At 33.4% G+C, this 20,359-nt stretch carries 22 protein-coding genes; 11 read left to right on the forward strand and 11 right to left on the reverse strand.

Annotated elements, in window-relative coordinates; all coding sequences use genetic code 11:
• Positions 1-412: 412 nt before the first annotated feature.
• The 8 genes from Bccel_RS27860 to Bccel_RS29375 all read right to left on the reverse strand — a co-directional run bounded on the left by Bccel_RS27860 (position 413) and on the right by Bccel_RS29375 (position 5,834).
• Positions 413-1,177 (reverse strand): ParB/RepB/Spo0J family partition protein, encoded by a 765-nt coding sequence (locus Bccel_RS27860; RefSeq protein ID WP_050753964.1) that lies wholly within the window; start codon positions 1,175-1,177, stop codon positions 413-415.
• Positions 1,178-1,385: 208 nt separating this feature from the next.
• On the reverse strand, positions 1,386-2,042 hold the full coding sequence (locus Bccel_RS27865; protein WP_036945963.1) for a hypothetical protein: 657 nt from the start codon (positions 2,040-2,042) through the stop codon (positions 1,386-1,388).
• A gap of 21 nt (positions 2,043-2,063) precedes the next feature.
• Positions 2,064-2,870, reverse strand: a complete 807-nt coding sequence (locus tag Bccel_RS32920; protein ID WP_338053635.1) for an RHS repeat-associated core domain-containing protein — start codon at positions 2,868-2,870, stop codon at positions 2,064-2,066.
• Between the two features lie 106 nt (positions 2,871-2,976).
• Positions 2,977-3,567, reverse strand: a complete 591-nt coding sequence (locus tag Bccel_RS27875; protein ID WP_050753966.1) for a hypothetical protein — start codon at positions 3,565-3,567, stop codon at positions 2,977-2,979.
• Between the two features lie 79 nt (positions 3,568-3,646).
• The gene (locus tag Bccel_RS27880) at positions 3,647-4,885 is read right to left on the reverse strand and encodes an IS110 family RNA-guided transposase (RefSeq protein WP_050753967.1); all 1,239 of its coding nucleotides are present in this window, start codon (positions 4,883-4,885) and stop codon (positions 3,647-3,649) included.
• Between the two features lie 246 nt (positions 4,886-5,131).
• Entirely contained in the window at positions 5,132-5,476 is a 345-nt protein-coding gene (locus Bccel_RS27885; protein ID WP_050753968.1) for a DUF2493 domain-containing protein, read from the reverse strand.
• Complete coding sequence (locus tag Bccel_RS27890) at positions 5,442-5,657, reverse strand: hypothetical protein (protein WP_050753969.1); 216 nt, start codon at positions 5,655-5,657, stop codon at positions 5,442-5,444. The genes Bccel_RS27885 and Bccel_RS27890 overlap by 35 nt, the downstream gene beginning before the upstream one ends.
• Before the next feature lie 6 nt (positions 5,658-5,663).
• On the reverse strand, positions 5,664-5,834 hold the full coding sequence (locus tag Bccel_RS29375) for a SymE family type I addiction module toxin (RefSeq protein WP_082225175.1): 171 nt from the start codon (positions 5,832-5,834) through the stop codon (positions 5,664-5,666).
• Positions 5,835-6,866: 1,032 nt separating this feature from the next.
• On the opposite strand from Bccel_RS29375, the gene Bccel_RS29380 reads away from it, so the two are divergent.
• The 8 genes from Bccel_RS29380 to Bccel_RS27925 all read left to right on the forward strand — a co-directional run bounded on the left by Bccel_RS29380 (position 6,867) and on the right by Bccel_RS27925 (position 12,001).
• Complete coding sequence (locus tag Bccel_RS29380) at positions 6,867-7,037, forward strand: SymE family type I addiction module toxin (RefSeq protein WP_081927302.1); 171 nt, start codon at positions 6,867-6,869, stop codon at positions 7,035-7,037.
• Positions 7,038-7,043: 6 nt separating this feature from the next.
• Positions 7,044-7,259, forward strand: a complete 216-nt coding sequence (locus Bccel_RS27895; protein ID WP_050753969.1) for a hypothetical protein — start codon at positions 7,044-7,046, stop codon at positions 7,257-7,259.
• Complete coding sequence (locus tag Bccel_RS27900) at positions 7,225-7,569, forward strand: DUF2493 domain-containing protein (RefSeq protein ID WP_050753970.1); 345 nt, start codon at positions 7,225-7,227, stop codon at positions 7,567-7,569. The genes Bccel_RS27895 and Bccel_RS27900 overlap by 35 nt, the downstream gene beginning before the upstream one ends.
• 246 nt (positions 7,570-7,815) lie before the next feature.
• On the forward strand, positions 7,816-9,054 hold the full coding sequence (locus Bccel_RS27905) for an IS110 family RNA-guided transposase (protein WP_050753967.1): 1,239 nt from the start codon (positions 7,816-7,818) through the stop codon (positions 9,052-9,054).
• 79 nt (positions 9,055-9,133) lie between these two features.
• Positions 9,134-9,724: a hypothetical protein gene (locus Bccel_RS27910; RefSeq protein WP_050753966.1), complete on the forward strand. Its 591-nt coding sequence runs from the start codon at positions 9,134-9,136 to the stop codon at positions 9,722-9,724.
• Positions 9,725-9,827: 103 nt separating this feature from the next.
• The gene (locus tag Bccel_RS27915; RefSeq protein ID WP_050753971.1) at positions 9,828-10,781 is read left to right on the forward strand and encodes an RHS repeat-associated core domain-containing protein; all 954 of its coding nucleotides are present in this window, start codon (positions 9,828-9,830) and stop codon (positions 10,779-10,781) included.
• A gap of 37 nt (positions 10,782-10,818) precedes the next feature.
• Positions 10,819-11,514 (forward strand): hypothetical protein, encoded by a 696-nt coding sequence (locus Bccel_RS27920; RefSeq protein WP_050753972.1) that lies wholly within the window; start codon positions 10,819-10,821, stop codon positions 11,512-11,514.
• A gap of 106 nt (positions 11,515-11,620) precedes the next feature.
• On the forward strand, positions 11,621-12,001 hold the full coding sequence (locus Bccel_RS27925) for a hypothetical protein (RefSeq protein ID WP_050753973.1): 381 nt from the start codon (positions 11,621-11,623) through the stop codon (positions 11,999-12,001).
• 122 nt (positions 12,002-12,123) lie between these two features.
• On the opposite strand, the gene Bccel_RS27930 is transcribed toward Bccel_RS27925, so the two are convergent.
• Positions 12,124-12,450 carry a hypothetical protein gene (locus Bccel_RS27930; RefSeq protein ID WP_036945980.1) on the reverse strand — a complete coding sequence of 109 codons (327 nt, stop codon included), beginning with the start codon at positions 12,448-12,450 and terminating at the stop codon, positions 12,124-12,126.
• A 55-nt stretch (positions 12,451-12,505) separates the two neighbouring features.
• A complete protein-coding gene (locus Bccel_RS32240) occupies positions 12,506-12,628 on the reverse strand; it encodes a ParB N-terminal domain-containing protein (RefSeq protein ID WP_276326182.1) in 123 nt (40 codons plus the stop codon).
• A 686-nt stretch (positions 12,629-13,314) separates the two neighbouring features.
• Between Bccel_RS32240 and Bccel_RS27935 the strand changes: the two genes are divergently transcribed.
• The 3 genes from Bccel_RS27935 (at position 13,315) to Bccel_RS31075 (ending at position 18,560) form a co-directional block, all read left to right on the forward strand.
• The gene (locus Bccel_RS27935) at positions 13,315-13,950 is read left to right on the forward strand and encodes a hypothetical protein (protein WP_036945982.1); all 636 of its coding nucleotides are present in this window, start codon (positions 13,315-13,317) and stop codon (positions 13,948-13,950) included.
• 802 nt (positions 13,951-14,752) lie between these two features.
• Complete coding sequence (locus tag Bccel_RS27940; RefSeq protein ID WP_036945847.1) at positions 14,753-17,134, forward strand: type I restriction-modification system subunit M; 2,382 nt, start codon at positions 14,753-14,755, stop codon at positions 17,132-17,134.
• A gap of 19 nt (positions 17,135-17,153) precedes the next feature.
• On the forward strand, positions 17,154-18,560 hold the full coding sequence (locus tag Bccel_RS31075; protein WP_201781988.1) for a restriction endonuclease subunit S domain-containing protein: 1,407 nt from the start codon (positions 17,154-17,156) through the stop codon (positions 18,558-18,560).
• A 594-nt stretch (positions 18,561-19,154) separates the two neighbouring features.
• On the opposite strand, the gene Bccel_RS27950 is transcribed toward Bccel_RS31075, so the two are convergent.
• Entirely contained in the window at positions 19,155-19,790 is a 636-nt protein-coding gene (locus tag Bccel_RS27950) for a hypothetical protein (protein ID WP_036945982.1), read from the reverse strand.
• Between the last annotated feature and the right edge of the window lie 569 nt (positions 19,791-20,359).

The raw sequence follows: 20,359 nt of genomic DNA on the forward strand, positions 1-20,359 counted from the left end.
CTTACAGGATCAGATAAAGTATACGATAAATGATTTATCGTATACTTTATCCGGCCTGACTCTGCAAGACTACTGCGAAGCAGCTTTTCAGTTACCTATAAGCTGCTATATAGATTCAAAAGCACTGCTTCGCTAGCCATTCTAAAGGGTGGGGGGATTGGTTTTCCCAAGACTCGCTTCGTTAGAATCTCACAAAGTCGACTTTGAAGCTGTTCTTAAAACTCAATACCTAAACTGGAAAAAATCATTATAATTTTTGTGATTTTATTATGCTACTTTATCATTTCGCTTCAATTTATATAGGACTGGGAATAATTGCATAAAAATCTGGTATAACAGTTGTGTCATAGCGTTCCAGCAATAATTCTACATGTAGAACTTTTTTGAAAATTGGAAATTAATTAATGAATTTTTACTTTAATCCGTTTTTGTCCATGTAGTTGCTAATTGCATCACTTAATAGCTCAAGTTGGTTTTTCATGTTTGTTCTTTCTTCATCATTGGACATGATAATGTTTGACTTATTAAGCTTGCTGGTTAAGCTTTTTATAAAGCCTAATGTTAATTTGTAGTTTTCCTTTCCGTCTTGTTCTTCGTTTTTAGGTTCTTCATTTTCAGGCTTATATTTTATCAGTTTATTGAATGTATTGATTTGACCAGCTTCACTTCTCATTCTAGCAATTTTAATAAGGTCTCGTTTGGGTATCTCAGGCCTGTTTCTGCAATTTTCTTTTATAATATCTGGAAGCTTTGTAATAAGTAGCGTTTCACTTATATTGCTTGGTGATTTGGTGAAAACTTGGGCAAGCTTTTCATTTGAATACTTGTATTTGTCTTTTAATCGCTGTAGTGCTTCTGCCTCTTCCAAAGGGGTCAAGTCTTGCCTTAAGATATTTTCAATAATAGCTACTTTGTCCGCATCATTGCTTTCAATGCTTATAGCTGGAATTTCAGTGAGCCCAGCCAGTTTAGCTGCTTGATATCGTCTTTCTCCTGCAACAATTATTTTTTGGCCTGTCTCGTTCACATAGTAGATGATCGGTTGTAAAACGCCGTATTGTTTAACAGATTCGGATAGCTCTAAAAGTGCTGTTTCATCAAAGTATTTACGAGGTTGGTTTGGGTCAGGCTGAAAATCCGCTATAGGGGTTTTAAGCTGTGAAATATCGTTTGCCATGTAATCAACTCCTTTTTTTGTTTTCATCAAATGTAATATCGGAATTTTTTACATAACTTTACACTTATCAATAAAATACTGTTCATGCCCTCTGATATTCTCTGCCGTTTTCCAGAATTTCTATTCTTTCAATGTAAATAAGGCTGGGAACCCCAGCCTATAAATCTTTCCATTTTAACTTTACATTACAGCACACATTATCATACATTTATATAGTAATATCCATCATAAAAGAGCGTAATATATTTTCACCATTAACAAGCTTTACAATCTCTAATGGGGCTAAATAGCCAAAACCAGGTATTTCTTTTGAAAACCAATTAATTAATGAATTATTGTCCGAAGCTATGGAAAGATATTTGGCGTATGTCCATATATCATCGGGAATCACTGCTATTTCAGATTTTATCAAACCATATTTATTAATAATATCGTTTATCATGGTATCCCAATCATTCTTACACTTGTTAAAAGAAAGCCCTATATTATGCAAATCATTGGAATCATACCATGTTCTAGCCATAATATGATTTGTTTGCAATATTTTATCTATCTCTATAATAGCTTGATCGAACTTTCTATTTTCAGTAGCTTTGATGTCTATATTGTCATCCTTTACATACCATGTTCCAAGGCCATAATCCACTTTACAAGCCATCGTCCAATCATCACATAAATACCCAACCAGTTCCTCTAACCCATCATAATCACAATCAATACATGTTTCTATGTTTTTTTTCATAACATTCAAATATGAAAGAAATTTAGGTGTTTCCCTCTGTTTTTGATTATTTACAATGTATATAGCTTGAATTAATTCGTCTTTTAGACGCAAAAGCTGTTGTTTGTTAATTGTTGCAATCATATTTCCTCCCAAATAATATCGTTAAGTCTTATCATGAATTGTTGTATAAGTTCCAAATTTAACTTTATTAGGATTGAATACAACCAAATTAACACCACCACTAGCTCTTGCTGATGGTGCAATAATTCCGCTATAACCATTCTCTGAAGCATATCTTCCTAATGTATGTGTAACTGCTGGTGATGGATCAGGTGTTTTATATTTCTTATAATCATCAATAACCAAATCTTCAAGTTTTACATTTAATTTATCGCGTGTTGATGCATCCGTTAAATCTAGCATATTATCCAGTTTAACATTATCATAATGATAGGTAGTTCGATTATCTGCATATGGGTCAGCACCATAAGCTCCCATTTCTCCCTCCATTACATGTTGACTACTCGCAAAATAAATGCCATTTACTCCGTTTTGTGTATAGCGATAGTTTTGTGTATTTGTAAAGCCACTAATCTCCAACGGATTTACAGGTGTTCCATCAGGCATAGTTCCAACGTTTCTATAAAGAGGTCCTTCATATGTAACACCTTCAGGCTTTGTAAAAGTTGCTGATTTAGCAGCACAATATCCGCTTGGGTCGTAGTAATTTACAGGGTTATTTTGTACATAGCTATAGAGGTTTAATCCATCACCCCGGTATGTGTCCTCTTGTGTAAACCTTCCCACAACTGGATTATAGAACCTAGCTCTCAAATAATACTGCCCTGTAACCTGATCGTACTGTTCACCTGCATACCTGAATCTATTCTGTACCTTTTCTACAGCCTCAACTGTATTACCAAATGCATCATACTGATACTTATTAACTATCTCTCCATTACCACTGATTAATGCAGTAACATCCCCGTGGCCTTAATTAGGTAATATGTAGTTGTTATTTTTTATAGCACTTTGTTATGGTGCTATATTATATAGAAGAAATTCATTAAGCTTATTAGTCTTCTTTTGTATCTTTCATTTTTGTAACCAATTCATCGAGGAGAATATCATTCTCAATATCTTTTGTTTTTGCTGCATCTGGGGCTGTTTGTTTAACTTTATTATCTTTTTCTATCTTAAATTTACCTTGGTAACAACCAAGTGCTTGGTAGTTTGTCTCTGTAACGACTGGCCCAATATATTTATATAAGAATAGCAAATAATGTTCAGAGGGCTTAATTACACTTACTCCATCTTGTGAAATTTCAAATCCATCTTTACTGATTCCACCTGATTCTAAAATATTCAAGATATCACTTTCTTTGACATTGCCTTTATGAACTTTTAAGACTTTTACCTTGGATGAAGTAAAAGTTACATGCTCATACTCGAAACTCTTTTGATCATTTGTAACTTCAGCTTCTATAATAATTTCTGATGCCTTTTTCAAATCTTTCAAATTATCGTATGATCGTACTAATGAAGAGCTATTATTGGCACTACTATTAGTTTGGCTTTTGGTTGTATCTGAATGGTTGGAACAAGCAATGAAAGTGAAGCATAAAACTGCTACTACTGATATTAAAACAACAATCTTTTTCTTCATTTAAATACACCCCTTGAATAATTTTCTCACGATAGCATATATAAAAGCCCTGTAAAAAACAAGGCTCATATATATACTATCATGTATTTTCTGTTTTGGAAATGGTTGGTTTTATGTACTCCCTTTGGTGAATCATCATTGAATAGATAACCTTTGCAATCTGCCTCATTACTGCAATTAAGGCCTGACGCTTAGTTTTTCCCTGTGATATCTTCTTATTATAATACTCCAGAAAAGTTTCATTTATCGGGCTTTTCTTATCTCTACCCCTACAGATATTCCTTGATGCTATGTCTCTAAATATTTCATACAATCGCCTGTTTCCCTGCTTATTCCTAAAGTTCTTGTCCTTATCGCCTGATGAACAGGAAACCGGACTTATTCCAGAGTACCGACACATTTTATCGCTACTGGAAAACCTCCTGATATCACCTATTTCACTGATTAGCATTGCAGCGGTTATTGTATTAATTCCAGGCATGGTTTCAAGCCTGTAGGGAAATTGCTTCATGTGTTTCTTTATCTCAGCCTCTATTACTTCCAGTTCCTCGTTACAATGCTTAATTTCCTTTATACAATGAGATACAATAAAGTCCCTTGTTTCCTGATATTCCGTTGATGTATCGCCATCTTTTGCAACAAGCATCAATATCTTTTCTGCATGTTCAATTCCAAAAAATCCGCTGCTATGGATAGAGAGAAATTCTGCAAGCTCTTCCTTGGTAATGCCTTTTAACTTTGATGGAGAGGGAAAGTTTTGAAAGAATTCCATTCCGGCCTTACAGTAAGTTACCGTAAAGAATTTAGGATAGCTTGGATAATGATGCGAAATGTAGCTGTGAACCTGATTTTTAGATGCAGCCCGTATCTTGACTATTGAATTACGCCGAGATACTAAAAGCTGCAGGGTCCAGCTATCATCATGAATTGATGCATCTGGAAGGGTATCCAATTGATTTAATAGAACCTTGGCAACACAGAACGCATCATGCCCGTCCGTTTTGTGAGCTATGGCCTGATTACGCCTTTCTGTATAGGTTAGAGAAGCATCAACAGATTTTACAGTATAGCCGAGATTTAAAAGGAATATGGCAAAGTTCCTGCCGTTGCCTGAGGTGTCCTCTAGGCCGAAACATGGAGAAATACCACGTTTTAGATGGGATTTAACAAATTCAATAAGCTTTTCAAAGCCCTTTTTGTTGTTCTCAAACCTGAGTTCTCCGAGCTTTTCAGTAAAGCAGTTAATTATCACTGCCACATGGGTACGCTTATGAATATCCACCCCGATAAAGAGTTTACGCATTTTTGGATGTAACATATTACATTCCCCCCTGTATTAAAATTTCAAGGTACAAACCTTGGCACAAAAGCACCCTTAATATCAACGATAAGCCCCTAAAAAAGAGACTCCGCAAACCCACGCCAACTATTTGCAAGGTAACAAGCCCTATAAAATAAGAGCTTTTAACCTGGGAAAAACGGCAGCATTGTTATAACGAAATATGTAAAAATACATATCGCATGACCACGAACAGCCACATTATTCCCAGCTTAAAAACCCTTATCATCCGTATATCTTAAAGGGTATGCCAGCATGTGAAGCCCTTAAAATCATGTCACGAGTACCCTTGCTTTTTACCAAATCCTCATGGAATACCAAAAGTAAATCAGGCTTTTCCATCTTAAGCATCTGGGCATTCCTGATAGGTCCGGCACTTTTGCCAAACCTCTGCCAGTCTGCCGGATACTCAACAAACCTGATGCCGCACTGACGAGCAGCACGAACAGCAAGCGTATCAGCACCCCGACACCCTCCGGCAATAAGCAAATCAATATCAAGACTTTTGACAACAGATAAAATCTTCTGGTAATCCCTATAATAACGGCTTCCAGATACTAAAACCTTCATATGTAAAACCTCCAGATTTACTGAAAAAGCCTGTAAAAATACAAGCCTTTGCACTAAAACCGGAAGCTGCAAATACAGCTATATCAATGCTTTTTGAAAATATACAAGATGAAAAATACCAATCGAAACTGGAAAACTGAGCTGCCATAATCTCTGGCAGCCCTATGTAAAAACCTCTCAAAATCCCTCATATCTCGTCCTCACAATCTACAGGGCGAATGGTAATAATGCCCTGAGATACATCAATAACAACCCTGCACCCAACCTCAAAACCGTATGTAGCAAGCCACTCAGCGGAAACCACAATAGCAGGTGAATCATCCAGCCAATGACTCCTGACAGATGATAAAGCCACCATAAAAAAACACCTCCCAAATACTACTCATAAGCCTATGAAGGAAGATACCCTGCATAAGCTGGTGCAAAAGATACCGCTATATCAGAGCCTATGTCAATGGGCTTTGAAAAAAAATAAAAGAAAAAATCCTTACCCTGCAATTCTCCGAAGTCTCTCATACTGCACTAATCAGAGTCTTTGCAGCCCGCATCAGGAGAAAGGGGTGACTTTTTTGTTTGTCACCCCTTTCTCCTGAAACTCCAGGTATGGCAAATATAAATGCCATACCTGGAGTTGAATGATACTCGAAAGCCTCTGTCAGAGAAGCTTTTGAGCCGCTTACGGGTTCAAGCTGATCTTATAAGCACCTTAAAAGACTCTTTGTAAGCAGCTTACACAGACACATACACTAAAAGTATCAAATCATAGATTGCTACTTTTAGTTAGGCAGCTGGAAAAACTAATAAAAAGTTTTTCCAGCTGCCGTATGAGTCAAAAGAGATTCTTTGTAGTAACAGCAACGCCTCTTCGTAGAATAAGCGTAACCTGTAAGCCGCTATGTAGAGACGTTCAGAGACTCTTGTAAGCGACAACAAGCGATAAAAAACATTTCCAAACTATATTTTTTATCGCTTTAGGATTGGCAAAAAGACATGGATCTGTCTTTTTTGCCAATCCGTATGTGACATTATTGGTACTTACAGGCGGTCTTTGTAGAAGCTCATTAGATCAGCAGAACTACAAGAACTCTTCAAGGCCTCTTGCAGTGGCTTATAAGACTCATCAAGTGTAGATTTTAAATATATTTATTTGAAATCTACACTTGAGATATGACAGAAAGGACTGATAACAGTCTTTTATGCCATATCGGATGAAGTCTACGAAGCCTCTTAAAAAGCTTCCCTAAAGCCCCTCTGAAGGAAGTATTTTTTCTTTTATTTTTTTATCAAAGTCCCATTGACATAGGCCTGATATAGCGGTAGCATTTGCCCCGACTTATGCAGGGTATCTTCCTACATAGGCGCATGAGTAGTATTTGTGGAGGTGTTTTTTATGGTGGCTTTATCATCTGTCAGGAGTCATTGGCTTGATGATTCTCCTGCTATTGTGGTTTCCGCTGAGTGGCTTGCTACATTTGGCTTTGAGGTTGGATGCAGGGTTGTTATTGATGTATCGCAGGGTATTATTACCATTCGCCCTGTAGATTGTGAGGACGAGATATGAGGGGTTTTGAGAGGTTTTTACATAGGGCTGCCAGAGATTATGGCAGCTCAGTTTTCCAGTTTCGATTGGTATTTTTCATCTTGTATATTTTCAAAAAGCATTGATATAGCTGTATTTGCAGCTTCCGGTTTTAGTGCAAAGGCTTGTATTTTTACAGGCTTTTTCAGTAAATCTGGAGGTTTTACATATGAAGGTTTTAGTATCTGGAAGCCGTTATTATAGGGATTACCATAAGATTTTAGCCGTTGTCAAAAGTCTTGATATTGATTTGCTTATTGCCGGAGGGTGCAGGGGTGCTGATACGCTTGCTGTTCGTGCTGCTCGTCAGTGCGGCATCAGGTTTGTTGAGTATCCGGCAGACTGGCAGAGGTTTGGCAAAAGTGCCGGACCTATCAGGAATGCCCAGATGCTTAAGATGGAAAAGCCTGATTTACTTTTGGTATTCCATGAGGATTTGGTAAAAAGCAAGGGTACTCGTGACATGATTTTAAGGGCTTCACATGCTGGCATACCCTTTAAGATATACGGATGATAAGGGTTTTTAAGCTGGGAATAATGTGGCTGTTCGTGGTCATGCGATATGTATTTTTACATATTTCGTTATAACAATGCTGCCGTTTTTCCCAGGTTAAAAGCTCTTATTTTATAGGGCTTGTTACCTTGCAAATAGTTGGCGTGGGTTTGCGGAGTCTCTTTTTTAGGGGCTTATCGTTGATATTAAGGGTGCTTTTGTGCCAAGGTTTGTACCTTGAAATTTTAATACAGGGGGGAATGTAATATGTTACATCCAAAAATGCGTAAACTCTTTATCGGGGTGGATATTCATAAGCGTACCCATGTGGCAGTGATAATTAACTGCTTTACTGAAAAGCTCGGAGAACTCAGGTTTGAGAACAACAAAAAGGGCTTTGAAAAGCTTATTGAATTTGTTAAATCCCATCTAAAACGTGGTATTTCTCCATGTTTCGGCCTAGAGGACACCTCAGGCAACGGCAGGAACTTTGCCATATTCCTTTTAAATCTCGGCTATACTGTAAAATCTGTTGATGCTTCTCTAACCTATACAGAAAGGCGTAATCAGGCCATAGCTCACAAAACGGACGGGCATGATGCGTTCTGTGTTGCCAAGGTTCTATTAAATCAATTGGATACCCTTCCAGATGCATCAATTCATGATGATAGCTGGACCCTGCAGCTTTTAGTATCTCGGCGTAATTCAATAGTCAAGATACGGGCTGCATCTAAAAATCAGGTTCACAGCTACATTTCGCATCATTATCCAAGCTATCCTAAATTCTTTACGGTAACTTACTGTAAGGCCGGAATGGAATTCTTTCAAAACTTTCCCTCTCCATCAAAGTTAAAAGGCATTACCAAGGAAGAGCTTGCAGAATTTCTCTCTATCCATAGCAGCGGATTTTTTGGAATTGAACATGCAGAAAAGATATTGATGCTTGTTGCAAAAGATGGCGATACATCAACGGAATATCAGGAAACAAGGGACTTTATTGTATCTCATTGTATAAAGGAAATTAAGCATTGTAACGAGGAACTGGAAGTAATAGAGGCTGAGATAAAGAAACACATGAAGCAATTTCCCTACAGGCTTGAAACCATGCCTGGAATTAATACAATAACCGCTGCAATGCTAATCAGTGAAATAGGTGATATCAGGAGGTTTTCCAGTAGCGATAAAATGTGTCGGTACTCTGGAATAAGTCCGGTTTCCTGTTCATCAGGCGATAAGGACAAGAACTTTAGGAATAAGCAGGGAAACAGGCGATTGTATGAAATATTTAGAGACATAGCATCAAGGAATATCTGTAGGGGTAGAGATAAGAAAAGCCCGATAAATGAAACTTTTCTGGAGTATTATAATAAGAAGATATCACAGGGAAAAACTAAGCGTCAGGCCTTAATTGCAGTAATGAGGCAGATTGCAAAGGTTATCTATTCAATGATGATTCACCAAAGGGAGTACATAAAACCAACCATTTCCAAAACAGAAAATACATGATAGTATATATATGAGCCTTGTTTTTTACAGGGCTTTTATATATGCTATCGTGAGAAAATTATTCAAGGGGTGTATTTAAATGAAGAAAAAGATTGTTGTTTTAATATCAGTAGTAGCAGTTTTATGCTTCACTTTCATTGCTTGTTCCAACCATTCAGATACAACCAAAAGCCAAACTAATAGTAGTGCCAATAATAGCTCTTCATTAGTACGATCATACGATAATTTGAAAGATTTGAAAAAGGCATCAGAAATTATTATAGAAGCTGAAGTTACAAATGATCAAAAGAGTTTCGAGTATGAGCATGTAACTTTTACTTCATCCAAGGTAAAAGTCTTAAAAGTTCATAAAGGCAATGTCAAAGAAAGTGATATCTTGAATATTTTAGAATCAGGTGGAATCAGTAAAGATGGATTTGAAATTTCACAAGATGGAGTAAGTGTAATTAAGCCCTCTGAACATTATTTGCTATTCTTATATAAATATATTGGGCCAGTCGTTACAGAGACAAACTACCAAGCACTTGGTTGTTACCAAGGTAAATTTAAGATAGAAAAAGATAATAAAGTTAAACAAACAGCCCCAGATGCAGCAAAAACAAAAGATATTGAGAATGATATTCTCCTCGATGAATTGGTTACAAAAATGAAAGATACAAAAGAAGACTAATAAGCTTAATGAATTTCTTCTATATAATATAGCACCATAACAAAGTGCTATAAAAAATAACAACTACATATTACCTAATTAAGGCCACGGTGATGTAACTGCATTGGTTGATGGCACAGGTGCAGTGGTGAATCGGTATCAGTATGATGCCTTTGGTAATACTGTTGAAGCCAAAGAACAAATCCATAACCGTTTTCGTTATGCTGGTGAACAATACGACTCTGTAACAGGTCAGTATTACCTTAGAGCTAGATTCTATAATCCAGTTGTAGGAAGGTTTACACAGGAAGACACCTACAGAGGTGATGGTTTAAACCTTTACAGTTACGTTATGAATAATCCCATTAACTACGTTGACCCTACAGGACATTGGGGTGATGCCGTTCATAGAGGAGTTACTGAAAGCATAGCTTCTAACTTACTAGAAAATCCAGACTATGGAGAAATAGTTGGAAAAGCTAATACAGGTGTTGACTCAAGCCCAATGACCAGCCCATATGCTAAAGCAACACAGCATTGGCATTTCGATCATAACAAAGGTACTGGTGTAGACACAAGGCAACTTCATTTTGAAGAATACTATAAAAAGTCTGTTGACACATGGAATAATGCAGAGAAAGATTATGCCAACAATGTAGCTAATATAGAAAATTCATCTTCCTATAAAATGAAAAAGATTTTTATGGGAGAAGAAAAAGCAAAAAATAGTTGTTTACAAAGCTTAATGGAAGAAAGAGAAAAACAACGTAAAAAATCTCTTGAGCAATTAGGAAAAGGATTACATCCTTATCAGGACATTGATGCACATATGGACTGGGATACAGGGCCGCTTGGTGTGAATGCTCATCATGCCAACAGTGGTTATGATAGAATCAAGATTTTTGATGATCCACGTTACGATCTGGTAAAAAATCCGGCAGGTGGCTATGACCCGATAGATTCTGGCGATGATCATGGAAGTGCAAGGTTTAAGAAAACAAAACAAAAGACTGAAGACGCTATTAAACAGTTTATGAAGGATGTTAATTACTGTGCATCTAAAAGCCAGACATTTTAGAGAAGTCTATGATAGATATCATGAGTGAGGGGGATTTATGGCATTTCGACATGGATTGATAAGCTTTTTAATTATAATAGTTACATCTTTAATTTTAATAATAGTAGGAATTGTACTTCTTGTTAAGTTCAGAAACGGGTTTAATGCAGTAAGAGGTTTAAGCATTCTGTTGATTTTAATAGGAATAATAATGATTCTTTTTTCTAAAAAAGTATGCATTAGAAATGTGAGATTGAAAGGGAATATCGATGTAAAGCCATTGAGTGAAATGCATATATCTCAGAATGTACAAAGCATTAAAGGTATTATGGAAGACATTGAATCATTTAAGGAATTAAAAGTTAATACTACTAATGGTGTTAATAATGCTGGAATTACTGAAATGTTAACAGGAACTGATGATAAAGGATCACATCTTGAGGTAAAGATATTAGTATTTGATAGTGTAGAAAGTGCTTTCAAGTCATATAATTCCAGATACAAATCTTATGGTAAAGACTACGGTATTATGGAAAAAGGAGGAACAGAAAGCGACAGATACTTTATAACATATATAAACCAATTAAGGGCAAGTCCTGAGTCCCTTTACGAACTGATGGATTCATACATGACTTATTTGTATTTTCAGAAAAACAATATTGTAATTTCTTTGTGGGAAATGAGAGGCCAAAGCGAAAGTAAAATAGAAAAATATATCCAGTTAATGGCAAACAGGTTGTCCAAATTGGAATGATGATTAAAATAGCTAATTTAACAGGTCGGATTATTCCGGCCTTCTTAATGTAAGTGCCTTAATTAAAAGTACTTACAACTTCTTTGAGATCAAGAGGAGAGTAATCATGAAGGATTGGACAAAGGGGTGGACCAGATATACTGAGAGTTGGACAGAATTCACAATGGATGAAATTAATGCAATGGCTTCTGAAGTAAAATCACTGGAGAACTCTTCAGAAATGAAATGTTCATCATGTGGTAAAATTTCAATCAGGCATTACTATCGAGAAATAAGCACATCTGCAGGAGTATCATGGTACTGGTGTTATAATTGTCGCAAATGTACTCATTTTAGAGGTGCTCCTCGTTCCAAGGAGTATGTATTTAATGATCCTATATCTAGTGTTCCTGAAAAAGGGGGAATCAAGTGGTATGAATATCTGAACTCTCTTTGGGATGAAGGTATTTTACCACAGATTTTTAAAAAGAAAGGTAAATCGAAGTAGTATCTAACATCAGGGACTACTAAATTTCATAACAATATATGATTCTGGAAACCAGCAGAGAATATCAAAGGTGCAATGATAGAAACCCAAGAACTTTTAAAAGAGAAAATCCTATATATCTATTAATTATCTACATCAAAAGGTTTTAGCAAAAGAACTTTTAGCATCTTTTCAGCAACTACATACAAACCATCATCAAATTTTGGGGTATCATTATATGCACCTAATGGCCTATCAAATTCACAATCAATTGTTGTTGACTCATCAACTTGACCATTGCTTACAACAATAACCATGTAACCTTTATGATTGTTAAATTCTACATCAAAATTATATATGTAACCATCTTCAGTTAATGTTGTTTTATTATGTTTAAATTTAAATAATTGCCAATTGTTTAATATTGTATTTCCTGTACCTGCACTACCACTTAATTTTATTGATGACATCAAAACTCCTCCTTATAATTTAATGGATAAATAAACCGTTTGTTTTATGTCCTAATTAAAAAATCTCAAAGTATTTAAGCATACTAAGTGCCGTTTCATCAAAATACTTTGTGGGCTGGTTTGGGTCAGACTGAAACTCCGCAATTGGTACTTTCAACTGTGAAATATCATTTGGCATGTTATCAACTCCTTGTAGTTTCGTATAACAATTTTATCGGATACTTTTTCCAAATAATATACACCTGATTTAAAGAAGTCTATAAGCATTTCTCTGAAGCTGCTTTAAAGCTACTCACGAAGCGGAATCCCGGGCCTTTTGTCCCCATTCTTTAGAACCGCTGACGGAGCCGTTCTTTATAGCATTATGAGAGACTTATAAGCAGCTAGTTAGACACTGCAAAGTGGACTTAGAGAATCAGAGCCGGTTCTAAATGATATCATTTTTACACAAAGTATTATCAAATGGGACAGTGGAGAAAATATAAAGTCACAAGAAAAGGAAGGATTATTAAAATACAATATAAAGTTTACATAAATCCAATTGCTATATCTCTATCAACTTGAGCTGGGAGTTTTCCCAGCCTTTTATATTCTTCTGAAAACCATCAGGTTTTGGACACAGTTCTTAATACTTTAGTTATACTTAACTTTATGCTATCATTGTATTACAGTTAATTGAGAAAAATATTGCTAAGATTATTAGCATTTAATGTATAATACAATGACGCTACTATATTCATAAAGAAATAATGCCTACAATTTAAACAATATTTTACTCCTAGTGCAGAAATAAATTTGGAAGTAACAGTTACCACTAATATACTCATATTCCAATAAGATTGAGTTAGGAGAGGTATTTATAATATGAGTGAATTAATTAAGTTTATTGAAAACAATGATATTAATGGAATTGATAATATACAAAAACAATTAAAGTCAGGCAGTTATGCAAAAGACATTTTTAATGACGAGGATATACCAATATTAATTGAACATTTGGAATCAATAAATGATGTAAGACTTTGGAACTCTATATGGTCAGTATTATTATTAGTGTCAAAGAATGATTTTCTTATTAAGTATTGTGAAAATGCTTTGGATAAAAATAGATCAATCAAAAAACAAGATCTATTACACAAAAGATTAGGTTACCTTTTGAATTGTTTATTCAAGTATCTTCCAGAGAGAAGAGAAGAGCTTTTACAGGATTTTTTAAATTCAAGGGAGATTACATTAAAATTTACAGCTGCTGAGGAACTTGCAAATACCCAACTAACTAATGCTTTAATAACTATGATCGATATTTATGAAAGCTCTATTTGTAATTATGATCATCATGATATAGTAGATGCTATTGACATGTGGATATGTTATGAAGGTAACAAAGATATTTTATTTGAGCTAAAAAAAAGAATGACTGCATCAGAAAATGAGAAACTTAAAGCAAAATATAAATATTGGTTTAAAAATATTAAATCCAACAAAAATGATTTAGAGTAAGTAATGACACAATTTAGAAATATAATTATTATCAGAAGTTATTGGACATCAATTTCCTTAATATTACAACATTATAGTTTTCAAATTTATGCCTATATTAACTTACCTATCTTTTTGGCATTTTTTGAATCTTATACCATACTATAAGAACAAGACTATTGATGATTTCTGAGTCCTTAATTAGATACTCACGGAGCGGAATCCCGTGCTTTTTGCCCCCGTTATTTAGAAATACCAATGGAGCCATACTTTAAGTATTCTTACAGTTGGCTATTAAGTTGTTTCCAAAGTATCTATGCAGTGACTTTCAGAGCCAGGACAGTAAAGGAATATAATAATAAGTATTATCGTATTCCTTTACTGTCCTGTAAATAATATATTTGGAGCCAAGAGTGTTGAATTTATATCTTCAAAATTGGCGTATTGCGTTCAAGATAAATTATCGATTATACTTTGTATGGTATTTAAATATTATCTATGGTAAAATATTCAAAGGGTAGTAAAACTAATGCTTATGGCATTCATTTTACAAAGTAGAAATAGCGTGAAAAAGAAATTTTGAGCTGAAACAGCTCGTAAAACACAAAAACAAGGCTCACAAAATGTCGTGAACCTTAAAGAATATATTCCCACCGTCATAAAGCGTATGACCGACACCTGCACATTATAAGCAGGTTGGTGTACTTATTTCTAATGCCGGGGAATGGCCTTGTTAAAACTATACAACTAATTAGCATTATTGAAAACTATTTTTTCATTACTATTTGTGCCGCCAGCGACTGCGGCGGAATGGAGAATTTTTATGAATTATAATATTGTAAAAAAATATTTGGATAAACAAAAGTATAAAGTTGTTAAAGAATATGATTTTGATAACTCTTCAATTTTATATACAAATGAAATAACTCAAAATAGAAAAATTAAGAAAATATCTGGAGATGAAGAAATAGTCAGAGCTTACATTTTGTCAAGATTAGTTAATGACTTGGGATATAGACCTGAAAATATAGAAATTGAGAAGGAATATGATATTGGAAGACCGAAAGTAAATAAGCCTAGAATCGATATAATAGTTAGAGATAGTAAAGGTAGTGCTTTTTTGTACATTGAGTTAAAAAGCTCTGAAGAATTTGAAAAAGACAAGGATGAAGTTATTGAGAAGCAATTATATAATCTTGCCTCTCAAGAGAAAGGTCAAGGTGTTAATGTAAAATATCTTGTACTTTACTCGTTTGAAATTGTTAACAATCAAGTTCAAGACAAATGTATGTTGATCGATTATGAAAAGTATACTTCTTTCGATTCTTGGAAGGAAAAACGAAATTTTGCAGATAAAATTCCTGAAAGATACGGAATAGCTCAAAAAGAGCCCTATGTAAAAAGTGGGAAAAAAGATTTGGTAACAAATTACACTTCTTCGTATTTAGACTACATGAGAAAAAATCTACATAATGTACTTTGGGGCGGTGGTGGAACAGATGATAATGATGTCTTTGCGTCTCTTACTAATATTATTTTAGCCAAAATACAAGATGAAAGTGAAAAGAAAAAGGGTGAAAAATATGATTTTCAAACATTTTCCTATACGAAAGAAAATGATGAAATTTTCGAAACCAATGAAGAGCTATTTGATAGAATAAATGCTCTTTATAGAAGAGCATTAAAACAAAGGTTGTTTATTTTAGATGAAAGTAGACTTAATAAATCTTACATTATTGATGAGAATAAATTTTCACTTACTAAACTTAAATATGCAGTATCCGAACTTGAGCGTTACTCATTTGTTGATGGGAAAAACAGTTTGGATGGGAAGGATATTTTAGGTGACTTTTTCGAAGGCATAATTCGTGAAGGATTTAAACAAAGTAAAGGACAGTTTTTTACTCATATTAACATTGTGAAATTTATTCTTTGGGGTTTGCAACTTGATAATCTAGCTATAAAAAGGGTAAACGAGGATTTAGAAATACCTTATTTGATTGACCCTAGTGCAGGTAGCGGAACATTTTTGATAGAGTATATGAAGTTTATTACCAAAAATCTTAAATACAAAATGAAAAATAAGCTAGATGAAACTAGAGATGTAGAAGATAAATTTAGTCAATGGTTTTTGCCTGACCATAGGGAAAACAAATGGGCACAAACTTTTATTTATGGAGTTGAAATAAATTTTAACTTAGGCACTGCAACAAAGGTTAATATGATACTTCATGGAGATGGTTCTACAAACATATTTGTTAAAGATGGACTTCTTCCCTTTAAATATTATGATAAAGAAACTGCACCAAACTTTTTGAAGCAATATGAAGAAGATGAAAATTATTCGAATAAAGAAGTAAATCAACAATTTGATGTTATTGTTTCTAATCCTCCATTTAGTGTTGATTTGGATAATGAAACAAAAAAGAGTGTCACAAAAGAGTTCATTTTTGGAAGCAAAAAGAATTCAGAAAACTTGTTTATTGAAAGATGGTATCAACTTCTTAAGCCTAATGGGCGTTTTGGAGTAATTTTACCAGAAAGTGTTTTTGATACAACAGAAAATAAGTATATTAGATTATTTATTTATAAGTATTTTAAGGTAAAGGCAGTTGTTTCATTACCACAACTTACTTTTGAACCATTCACTTCTACTAAAACAAGTATTTTATTTGCTCAAAAAAAGACAAAAGCAGAAATTAAAAAATGGAATAAAATTTGGGAAAAGTATTGCGGAGAATGGAATAATATAAAAACAAGAGTTGATAATTTAATTGCAATTTATAATGGAAAAAAGACTAAGAACAAACTGCCTTCTATTAAAAATCTTACTGAAAGCGAAGAAAGAGATATATTACTAAGAATGTTAAAAGATCACATGGAGTTAGACGACATTAACCTTTCACCTGTTCAAATAGTTAAAAAGTATGCAGATGAACTTGTAGAGCTTTGTAAATATGATGCTGATACTAAAGATATTTTTGGTTTTGTAAATACATGGTGGGTATTTGGTGAAGTGGCAAAAGAGCTAAAATACAACATTATTATGGCAGAGGTAGAAAATATAGGTTACAAGAGAACTAAAAGAGGCGAAAAAATATTACCAAACGATTTGTTTAGAATTGATATGAATGGTGATATATTAATTGATGATGGCATAATGGAGACAGCACTTGATTATATACGACAGATAGATTGGGATTAATTATAAAGGGGTAAGGTATATGGCGTTAAAACAATTTATTATAGATTTTAAAGACTTGTCAATTGATCCTAAACTAGGGTTAAAAGATTATGCTCCTCTCTACAAAAACGGAATTAGTCTTAAAAATTTTTTGTTAAATAGAAGTACGAATATTGATATTAGATCAGGAAGAACACCATCAAGATTCAATGAGCAATATTGGAATGGTGAGCATGAATTTTTAACCATGGCAAATGTTGATACATTAACATTCACAATAAATGAAATCTGTGAAGATAAAATTACTGATGTTGCAATTGATGAAGATAAAACGCTCTATAAAACGAAGAAAGATTCCTTAATTATTTCTAATGCTATGACTTTAGGTTTATCCTTTTTGGTAGATAGATCGGTATATATTAACCAAAATGTTTTTGAGGTAAATTTAGATGAAACTAAAATAAACAAGAAATTTGTATTATGGTATTTTAATTTAATTATAAGACCGTTATTTCAAAATACATATACATCAAAATATCTCACTAAAGATGAGTTAGGAAGAATTAAATTGCCAAACATTTCAAAAGCAAAGCAAGATAATATGGTTAAACAAATTGAGCAAATTGAGCAAAGAATAAGATCACTTAAAAAAACAATAGTAAAACCATCCTTTATAATAAATAAAGTATTCGAAAGAGAATTTAAGTTTGATGCAACTAAATTTGAAAGTCTAAAACAAGTGAAGTTTTATGAAACTGACTTTATTTCTTTTTCTAACAACAAAGATTTGCGTCAAAGTGTTAAATTTCACAGAAATGCTGGTGTATTTGTTTATGAACAGTTGAAGTTAATAACAAACAAGAAAATTAAAAATTTTCTTGCTGAACCAATTGTATTAGGTGCTGGGGTATCTCCTTTAAATTATGATGAAAACGGTGATTATTATTATATTACAATGGCAAATATTAAGAATTGGAAATATGAAAGTGAAGGTTGTAAACTAGTTTCTAAAGAATATTCAGATAAAAACTTGAATAAAACAGTTTTTAAAAATGACATTTTAATTGCTCGTTCAGGTGAAGGAACTATTGGAAAAGTTGCTCTTATTGAAGACGAAAATTTAAATGGAATTTTTGCTGATTTTACTATGAGAATAAGACTAAAGAACTATAACCCTCTTTTTGCATACTATTACTTTAGAACGGATTATTTTCAATATCTAGTGGAAATTAACAAAAAAGGTCTAGGAAACAATACAAATATTTTTCCAGTACAAATTCAAGAATTTCCAATGATAGATATATCGCCATCAAAACAACAATATATAGTCGAGGTAATTGAATCTGAGCTTAATAAACAGAAAGAAATTGAAATGCAAATTCAGAGCGAACGTAATAAAATCGAAAAAATTTTAAAGTCTACTATTGAAGAGAATTCGTTTAATTAGATATTCTAAAGAGTAATAAGATAATTCAAAACACAAAGTGATAAGTAATAAAATAAGAAATCAAATAGGGATTATTGCATATTCATGAACATCCGAACGGCAATAGCGAAAGCATCCAAGACAGCAAACCGGAAATATCCGGAATCAGTGTCTAGATAGCCGAAATACGCAGGATTATTCTTTGAAGATATAAATTCAACACTCTTGGCTCCAAATATATTACTTACAGGACAGTAAAGGAATACGATAATACTTATTATTATATTCCTTTACTGTCCTGGCTCTGAAAGTCACTGCATAGATACTTTGGAAACAACTTAATAGCCAACTGTAAGAATACTTAAAGTATGGCTCCATTGGTATTTCTAAATAACGGGGGCAAAAAGCACGGGATTCCGCTCCGTGAGTATCTAATTAAGGACTCAGAAATCATCAATAGTCTTGTTCTTATAGTATGGTATAAGATTCAAAAAATGCCAAAAAGATAGGTAAGTTAATATAGGCATAAATTTGAAAACTATAATGTTGTAATATTAAGGAAATTGATGTCCAATAACTTCTGATAATAATTATATTTCTAAATTGTGTCATTACTTACTCTAAATCATTTTTGTTGGATTTAATATTTTTAAACCAATATTTATATTTTGCTTTAAGTTTCTCATTTTCTGATGCAGTCATTCTTTTTTTTAGCTCAAATAAAATATCTTTGTTACCTTCATAACATATCCACATGTCAATAGCATCTACTATATCATGATGATCATAATTACAAATAGAGCTTTCATAAATATCGATCATAGTTATTAAAGCATTAGTTAGTTGGGTATTTGCAAGTTCCTCAGCAGCTGTAAATTTTAATGTAATCTCCCTTGAATTTAAAAAATCCTGTAAAAGCTCTTCTCTTCTCTCTGGAAGATACTTGAATAAACAATTCAAAAGGTAACCTAATCTTTTGTGTAATAGATCTTGTTTTTTGATTGATCTATTTTTATCCAAAGCATTTTCACAATACTTAATAAGAAAATCATTCTTTGACACTAATAATAATACTGACCATATAGAGTTCCAAAGTCTTACATCATTTATTGATTCCAAATGTTCAATTAATATTGGTATATCCTCGTCATTAAAAATGTCTTTTGCATAACTGCCTGACTTTAATTGTTTTTGTATATTATCAATTCCATTAATATCATTGTTTTCAATAAACTTAATTAATTCACTCATATTATAAATACCTCTCCTAACTCAATCTTATTGGAATATGAGTATATTAGTGGTAACTGTTACTTCCAAATTTATTTCTGCACTAGGAGTAAAATATTGTTTAAATTGTAGGCATTATTTCTTTATGAATATAGTAGCGTCATTGTATTATACATTAAATGCTAATAATCTTAGCAATATTTTTCTCAATTAACTGTAATACAATGATAGCATAAAGTTAAGTATAACTAAAGTATTAAGAACTGTGTCCAAAACCTGATGGTTTTCAGAAGAATATAAAAGGCTGGGAAAACTCCCAGCTCAAGTTGATAGAGATATAGCAATTGGATTTATGTAAACTTTATATTGTATTTTAATAATCCTTCCTTTTCTTGTGACTTTATATTTTCTCCACTGTCCCATTTGATAATACTTTGTGTAAAAATGATATCATTTAGAACCGGCTCTGATTCTCTAAGTCCACTTTGCAGTGTCTAACTAGCTGCTTATAAGTCTCTCATAATGCTATAAAGAACGGCTCCGTCAGCGGTTCTAAAGAATGGGGACAAAAGGCCCGGGATTCCGCTTCG

The sequence above is a fragment of the Pseudobacteroides cellulosolvens ATCC 35603 = DSM 2933 genome (assembly GCF_001262605.1).
Taxonomy (GTDB): domain Bacteria; phylum Bacillota; class Clostridia; order Acetivibrionales; family DSM-2933; genus Pseudobacteroides; species Pseudobacteroides cellulosolvens.